Source organism: Brevundimonas sp. CURTG3B2_SDJG, assembly GCF_057364705.1.
In genome coordinates this window covers 1-6,200 of sequence record NZ_JBNFOJ010000183.1, presented here as the reverse complement: position 1 = coordinate 6,200, position 6,200 = coordinate 1, and the positions used below count along the sequence as shown (strand labels likewise).

The window sequence follows — 6,200 nt, the reverse complement described above, 5'->3', positions numbered from 1 at the left end:
TCGTCGTGGGCGTGGCCGCCGCCCCCGCCGCCGCGAGGCGCGACGCCGGAACCTCCTCCGACCGGCTCGCCGTCGCGCAGAGCCTTCAGTGCCTCCTCGGGTCCCGGCAAGTCGGCGGCGTAGGCTAGGCGGACGATGGCCATCTCGACCGCGTCGGCAGGGTTCGGCGCGCGGCGGACCTCGTCCAGCGCCTTGAGCAACATCTGCCAGACCCGGGCCAGGGTCCCGGCGGAGATCACCGCGCCCAGGGCCGCCAGCTTCTGGGCCTGGTCGTTGGGCAGGCGGGTCGCATTGGGGCCGAGCATCTTGGCCACCGACGCCGCGTGGCAATGCTCCAGCAGGTCGTTGGTCACCTGCACCGGATCGGCGCCGTAGCCGTACAGGGTGCGGAACAGCTCCAGGGCCTCGGGCGTCCGGCCGGCCATGACGGCCTCGAACAGGGCGATGGTCTGGCTGCGGTCGGCCAGGCCCAGCATGTCCCGCACCGTCTCGGTCTTCACCGTCTCGCCGCGCTCGGCCTGGACCAGGGCCTGATCCAGCAGGCTGAGGCCGTCGCGGACCGAACCCTCGGCGGCTCGGGCGATCAGGGCCAGGGCCTCCTGCTCGATCTTCATCCCCTCGCGGTCCGCGACGCGATCCAGATGCTCGACGAGGATTTCGGGCTCGACCCGGCGCAGGTCGAACCGCTGGCAACGGCTGAGGATCGTCACCGGCACCTTGCGGATCTCGGTGGTGGCGAAGATGAATTTCGCGTGGGGCGGCGGCTCCTCCAGCGTCTTCAGCAGGGCGTTGAACGCCTGCGTCGACAGCATGTGGACCTCGTCCAGAACGTAGACCTTGTAGCGCGCCTCGACCGGCGCGTAGCGAACCGACTCCAGAATATCCCGGATATCGTTGACGCCCGTGTGCGACGCCGCGTCCATCTCCATGACGTCCATGTGCTGGCCCGCCATGATGGCGGCGTCGTGCACGCCGTCGGCTGACAGCTCCAGCGATGGCCGGTCGATGGTCGCGGTCTCGTTGTTCAGGGCCCGAGCCAGCAGGCGGGCTGTGGTCGTCTTGCCGACCCCTCGCACGCCGGTCAGCATGAAGGCGTGGGCGATGCGGCCGGTGGCGAAGGCGTTGGTCAGGGTCCGGACCATGGCCTCCTGGCCGATCAGATCCTCGAACGTGCGCGGCCGGTATTTGCGGGCGAGCACGGTGTAGGCTTCGCCCTCCCCCTCGACGGGCGCGGGTTCGGGGACCGGGAGCGGCTTCGGGCTCGAAGCGGGCTTCGTGGCCTTCCTTTCGGGAACGGCGGCCTCGGCCAGCGCCGTCTCGACCTCGGGCTCGGGAGCGACCGGCGGCGCGCCGAACATGTCGTCCGTGTTGGGGTCGCGCTCTTCCGCCGCCTCGGGGGCGTCCTCGTCCCACGGAGGGCCTTCAAGACTCGGATCGACGTCGCTCATACCCCGGTCTTACCGCGAGTAGGGCCGGACGCTAAGGCCATCCGAAGAGGATATGGGGAAAACCGCATCGCAGTCGGCGCCTGGCAGTTCCTCCCCTGAAGGGGAGGAACGGCGCTCAAACAGCGAGCCGCGCGGCAAGCGATAGCGCGTACAAAAACGAGGGAAGGTGGAGACCGCGACCCGAAGGTGAATTCGTTGTGGCTGCTGCCTTCCGGCCCTGACCAGGTTGGCGAAGCCTTCGCCCGCGATCTCCGAGAGGGGATATGACGGTTCGGGCGGACGAGATCAAGGCCGCACCGGTTTCACGGCGCGGTGCAGGGCGACAATCCCCAGCGACAGGCTTTCAAAGGTCACGTCCGTAAAGCCATGCCGGCGCAGTTCCTCCGCCAGTCCCTGCTGGTCGGGAAAGTCATGTATGCCGCGCAAGAGGTAGGCGTATGCGCTTGCGTCCCCACCCGTGGCCAGGTGGCCGATCAACGGCATGCACAGGTCCATGTACGCGAGATAGAGCCGATGCAGGCCCGGCGCCACGATTCGGGACGCCTCCAGGCAAAGGAACACGCCGCCGGGTCTCAAAACCCGAAAGACCTCGGCCATGACGCGGGACCGGTCGGTGATCTTCAGCCCGAAGGCCATCGAGACGATTTCGATCGACTCCGCCGCCGCGTCGATCCGTCCGGCGTCTTGAACCTCGACCAGGATAGGCGCCTCCGCCGCCGCCAGCTTGGTTTGGGCGATCGTCAGCATCTGCGGCGAGATGTCGGACACGCGAATACGCCAGTCCCGACCCGATGCGCCGAGCCGCCGCCACAGTCGGCACGGAATGTCGCCGGTTCCGGAAGCAAGATCGAGCAGATGCCGTCCCTCTTCACCTGCGATCCGCCCCGCCATTCTGGCCTTCCAAAGGCGGTGAACGCCCAGGCTGAACAGATCGCAAAGCCGGTCGTAGCGGCCCGCTATCCGGCCGAACACATCGTCCTGAACAGGTCTGAACCGTGCGGAATTGTCATGCATGGACGGCGACAATGACGCGGCTGCAAGGCTAAGAGAAGCGTCATGGCCCTCCCCGCCCTGAACACCTTCGCCGGCAATCCGCTGGATCGCGCCGGTGACCGGCGAAACGACCCCGACTGGCTGGCCGAGCAAGGGGCGAACCCTGAGGCGCTGGCGATGGTCGTGTGGCAGGGCCGCCCCCTGGTCGAGGATCACGCCGGCGGTCCGCGCCTGCAGTGGCTGGACCTGAAGCACGCCCGCGCCGTCGTGCCGGATCGCGAACTGTTCCTCGGCCTGTGGAACGACGCCCCGGTGTTCGCCGTGGAAGTCGAGAGCCCGGTCGATCCGACCTCGGGGCCGCTGCAAGGCCTGGGCGCCTTTCCCGAGATGCGCGAGGCGGCGTCCATCCTGCCGGGGCCGGACGCGGCGATGGCGGGAACCGCCAAGAGCCTGTTCGACTGGCGCGCGCGGCACGGCTTCTGCTCCGCCTGCGGCCAGGCCAGCGAGGACGCCTGCGGCGGTTGGAAGCGGGTCTGCCCGGCATGCGGGACCGAGCATTTCCCCCGGGTCGATCCCGTGACCATCATGCTGGCCGTCTACCGGGGCGGCCCCGAGCCGAAATGCCTGCTGGGTCGTCAAGCCGCCTGGCCCCAGGGCCGGATGTCGGCGCTGGCGGGCTTCCTGGAGCCGGGAGAGACCGTGGAGGAGGCCTGCGCCCGTGAAATCGCCGAAGAGGCCGGACTGACGGTGACGGCGGTCCGCTATCACTCCAGCCAGCCCTGGCCGTTTCCGTCGCAGCTGATGATCGGCCTGTTCGCCGACGTGGACTCCGACGATGCCCGTCCGGACCAGACCGAGTTGGAGGCCGTGGCCTGGCTGACGCGCCAGGAGGCGGCCGACGTGCTTGCCGGCCGCCATCCCGCGATCAAGGCCCCGCCGACGATCGCCATCGCCCGCAGCCTGTTGCAGGCCTGGGTCGACGGGTTCGACCTCTAGGCCGGTTGATCAGGCCGTCCGGCGCGCGATCCGCAGGCCCCAGGCCTGCAGGCCGGCGAAGCCCGCCACGGCGACCGCCTGGGCGGCGACGAACGCGACGCCGAAGACGTTGGGCTGCAGCGCGCCGCCAATCAGAACGGCGAAGCTCTCGGCCGTCCACAGCAGGTTGATCGCGATCACGCCCATGACCAGCCGCCGCGACGGGCGGGGACGGAAAGCCAGGGCGGCGACGCCCAGGGCCCAGACGATCAGAAAGACGCCGGCGGGCGGAACGAAGCCGGCTTCGACGGCCAGCCAATCGACGAGCAGCGGCGAGCCGAACGCGAGCAGCAGGCCGGTGGCTCCGCTGGCGACGGCGTCCAGGCCCAGGACCCGGCGCAGGAAAAGGGTGTTGTCGGTGGTCATGTCGTCCTCCTCGGTTCTGACCCCGAAAGACTGGCGGAGCCCACGGGGCGGGTCGATTACGCGGCAGGTAATGGCGCGGCGGCGGCGGATCGGGTGAGATCGGCGACATGAACGACACCACCACCGACCTGCCCCACACCTTCGGCGCCGCCTTGCGCGGTTGGCGCGTCCGCCGACGACTGAGCCAGCTGGACCTCGCCATAGAGGCCGACATCTCGACCCGGCATCTCAGCTTTCTGGAGACTGGCCGGGCCGGCCTAGCCGCGAGATGGTGCTGAACCTGGCCGAGCGCCTGTCGGTGCCGATCCGCGAGCGCAACGCCCTGCTGAGCCTCGCCGGCTTCGCGGCTGTACATGGCGAACGGGGACTGGACGCGCCGGACATGGCGGCCGCCCGGGACGCCGTCGAGCGCCTGTTGAAGGCTCACGAACCCTATCCGGCCCTGGCGGTCGACCGCGGCTGGAACCTGGTGATGGCCAATGCGGCCGTCGCGCCGCTGATGGCCGGCGCCGCGCCGCACTTGCTGGAAGGGCCGATCAACGTCCTGCGCCTGAGCCTGCATCCCGAGGGGCTGGCGCCGCGGATCCGCAACCTGCCGGAGTGGCGGACGCACATCCTGGAGCGCCTGCGGTCGCAGTTCGCGGCCTCGGCGGATCCGGGCATCCTGGCCCTGCTGGACGAACTGTGGGCCTATCCGGCCCCGCCGGGACCCCGCGCCCAGCCGGCCCCGGGCTACGCCATCGCAACGCCTCTGGTGCTCGACGGCCCTGACGGCCCGCTGTCCTTCCTGTCGACCACCACCGTATTCGGGACGCCGCTGGACGTCACCCTGTCCGAGATCGCGATCGAATCCTTCTTCCCCGCCGACGACACGACGGCGCGGGCGTTGGGCGGACGCTAGGCCAGGGCCCGCGCCGCCTCCAAGTCCGCGGGATTGTCGACCGACAGCGGGGCCGCGTCGATCACGGCGGCCCAGATCTGCAGGCCCATCTCCAGCGCGCGCAGCTGCTCAAGCTTCTCGCGTTTCTCCAGCGGCGACGGCGGCGCGGCGCAGAACCTGAGCAGAGCCTCGCGGCGGTAGCCGTACAGGCCGATGTGCCGCCAGACGGGGCCCTCGCCGTACAGCGTCGAACGGGTGAAATAGAGGGCGCGGCCGTGGCGCTCGCCCTCGGGCAGGGCCAGGACGGCCTTGACGACGTCGGGATTGGCGCGGTCGGAAGCCTCGGCCTCGCGCGCGACCAGGGTGGCGATGTCGCACCGGGACTCGCCGTGCAGCAGGGCGGCGCAGGCCGTCGCCAGGCCGGGATCGGCGAAGGGCATGTCGCCCTGCAGGTTGATCACCGCGTCGTGGGCCCCGTCCGGATCGATAGCCTCCAGCGCCGCCCGGATGCGGTCCGAACCGGACGGCAGATCCGGATCGGTCAGGACGGCCACGCCGCCGATGGCCTGGATGGTGTCGACGATGGCCTGGTCTCCGGCGGCCACCGCGACCGGCAGGCCGGACAAGGCGGCCTGTTCATAGGCGCGCACGATCATCGGCTTACCGCCGATATCGGCCAACGGCTTGTCCGGCAGGCGGGTCGCCGCCATGCGAGCGGGAATCATTATCAACGGATTCATCGGACCGCCTCCTCGCCTGCGACGCCGGACCGCTTGAAAGGTCGCTCCGGCCCGGTTGCGAAGGCGGCGCTAGCGTGTAAGAGACGCCCACGCAAGAATTCGCCCGCCGTTCCCACGGCCGGGCCCTAACGTACGGGATGCGACGACGCGATGAGCGGCAGTCTGAACGGGAACAAGATTCTGGCCGCCGGCTTGGCGACCGCCTTCGTCATCATCGGCGTGCAGCAGGTGACCGGCGCGATCTATCACACCGAAGCCCCTGCAAAGATGGGCTATTTTGTCGACGCGCCGGAAGAGGCCGCCGCAGGCGCCGAGGCGCCGGCCCTGCCGCCGGATTGGGGCACCGTCCTGCCGACCGCCGACCTGGCCGCCGGCGAGGCCGCCTTCGCGCGTTGCCAGGCCTGCCACAATGCGACCCAGGGCGGGGCCGACGGAATCGGCCCGAACCTGTTCGGCGTCGTGGGCGGCCCGGTCATGCACCGCGCCGGCTTCGCCTATTCGGACGCCATGGGCGCCCACAAGGCCGAGGCGCCGACCTGGGGCTACGACGAACTGGACCACTTCATCACGGCTCCGGCGCGCTACGTGCCCGGCACCAAGATGTCGTTCGCCGGCATCCGCGACCAGCAGACCCGCATCAACCTGATCGCCTGGCTGCGCAGCAGGGCTCGGGTGGCTTCGCCATCCCGGCGCCGGACCCCTCCGCGGCCAGCCGGGGGGCCGCGCCGGCCGAGGGCG

8 protein-coding genes and 1 other RNA gene are annotated in these 6,200 nt (G+C 70.1%); 4 read left to right on the top strand and 5 right to left on the bottom strand.

The window, feature by feature from the left end; translation table 11 throughout:
* The 3 genes from AC2W7C_RS12430 to AC2W7C_RS12420 form a co-directional block, all read right to left on the bottom strand.
* On the bottom strand, window positions 1-1,448 hold a 1,448-nt coding region (locus tag AC2W7C_RS12430; RefSeq protein WP_486001723.1), incomplete at its 3' end, for a DNA polymerase III subunit gamma/tau.
* A 162-nt stretch (window positions 1,449-1,610) separates the two neighbouring features.
* An RNA gene (ffs, locus tag AC2W7C_RS12425) (signal recognition particle sRNA small type) lies at window positions 1,611-1,704 on the bottom strand.
* A 29-nt stretch (window positions 1,705-1,733) separates the two neighbouring features.
* On the bottom strand, window positions 1,734-2,462 hold the full coding sequence (locus AC2W7C_RS12420; RefSeq protein WP_486001722.1) for a ubiquinone/menaquinone biosynthesis methyltransferase: 729 nt from the start codon (window positions 2,460-2,462) through the stop codon (window positions 1,734-1,736).
* Between the two features lie 42 nt (window positions 2,463-2,504).
* Between AC2W7C_RS12420 and nudC the strand changes: the two genes are divergently transcribed.
* On the top strand, window positions 2,505-3,437 hold the full coding sequence (gene nudC / locus AC2W7C_RS12415; RefSeq protein WP_486001721.1) for an NAD(+) diphosphatase: 933 nt from the start codon (window positions 2,505-2,507) through the stop codon (window positions 3,435-3,437).
* Between the two features lie 9 nt (window positions 3,438-3,446).
* Here the strand turns inward: nudC and AC2W7C_RS12410 are convergent, their stop codons facing one another.
* A complete protein-coding gene (locus tag AC2W7C_RS12410) occupies window positions 3,447-3,842 on the bottom strand; it encodes a hypothetical protein (RefSeq protein WP_486001720.1) in 396 nt (131 codons plus the stop codon).
* A gap of 107 nt (window positions 3,843-3,949) precedes the next feature.
* Here AC2W7C_RS12410 and AC2W7C_RS12405 point away from each other — a divergent pair, with 107 nt between their 5' ends.
* Window positions 3,950-4,120, top strand: a complete 171-nt coding sequence (locus tag AC2W7C_RS12405; protein ID WP_486001719.1) for a helix-turn-helix domain-containing protein — start codon at window positions 3,950-3,952, stop codon at window positions 4,118-4,120.
* Entirely contained in the window at window positions 4,111-4,743 is a 633-nt protein-coding gene (locus AC2W7C_RS12400) for an MmyB family transcriptional regulator (RefSeq protein WP_486001718.1), read from the top strand. Before AC2W7C_RS12405 ends, AC2W7C_RS12400 begins: the two co-directional genes overlap by 10 nt.
* On the opposite strand, the gene AC2W7C_RS12395 is transcribed toward AC2W7C_RS12400, so the two are convergent.
* Complete coding sequence (locus tag AC2W7C_RS12395; RefSeq protein WP_486001717.1) at window positions 4,740-5,462, bottom strand: 3-deoxy-manno-octulosonate cytidylyltransferase; 723 nt, start codon at window positions 5,460-5,462, stop codon at window positions 4,740-4,742. The two genes, AC2W7C_RS12400 and AC2W7C_RS12395, sit on opposite strands and share 4 nt — an antisense overlap.
* A 150-nt stretch (window positions 5,463-5,612) precedes the next feature.
* Between AC2W7C_RS12395 and AC2W7C_RS12390 the strand changes: the two genes are divergently transcribed.
* The coding region (locus tag AC2W7C_RS12390) for a c-type cytochrome (RefSeq protein WP_486001716.1) at window positions 5,613-6,200 on the top strand (588 nt) is incomplete at its 3' end.

Bases quoted from the DNA above. Each gene is read 5' to 3' on its own strand.
- AC2W7C_RS12420 (WP_486001722.1), bottom strand. From the start codon at position 2,462: ATGCATGACAATTCCGCACGGTTCAGACCTGTTCAGGACGATGTGTTC.
- nudC (WP_486001721.1), top strand. From the start codon at position 2,505: ATGGCCCTCCCCGCCCTGAACACCTTCGCCGGCAATCCGCTGGATCGC.
- AC2W7C_RS12410 (WP_486001720.1), bottom strand. From the start codon at position 3,842: ATGACCACCGACAACACCCTTTTCCTGCGCCGGGTCCTGGGCCTGGAC.
- AC2W7C_RS12405 (WP_486001719.1), top strand. From the start codon at position 3,950: ATGAACGACACCACCACCGACCTGCCCCACACCTTCGGCGCCGCCTTG.
- AC2W7C_RS12400 (WP_486001718.1), top strand. From the start codon at position 4,111: ATGGTGCTGAACCTGGCCGAGCGCCTGTCGGTGCCGATCCGCGAGCGC.
- AC2W7C_RS12395 (WP_486001717.1), bottom strand. From the start codon at position 5,462: ATGAATCCGTTGATAATGATTCCCGCTCGCATGGCGGCGACCCGCCTG.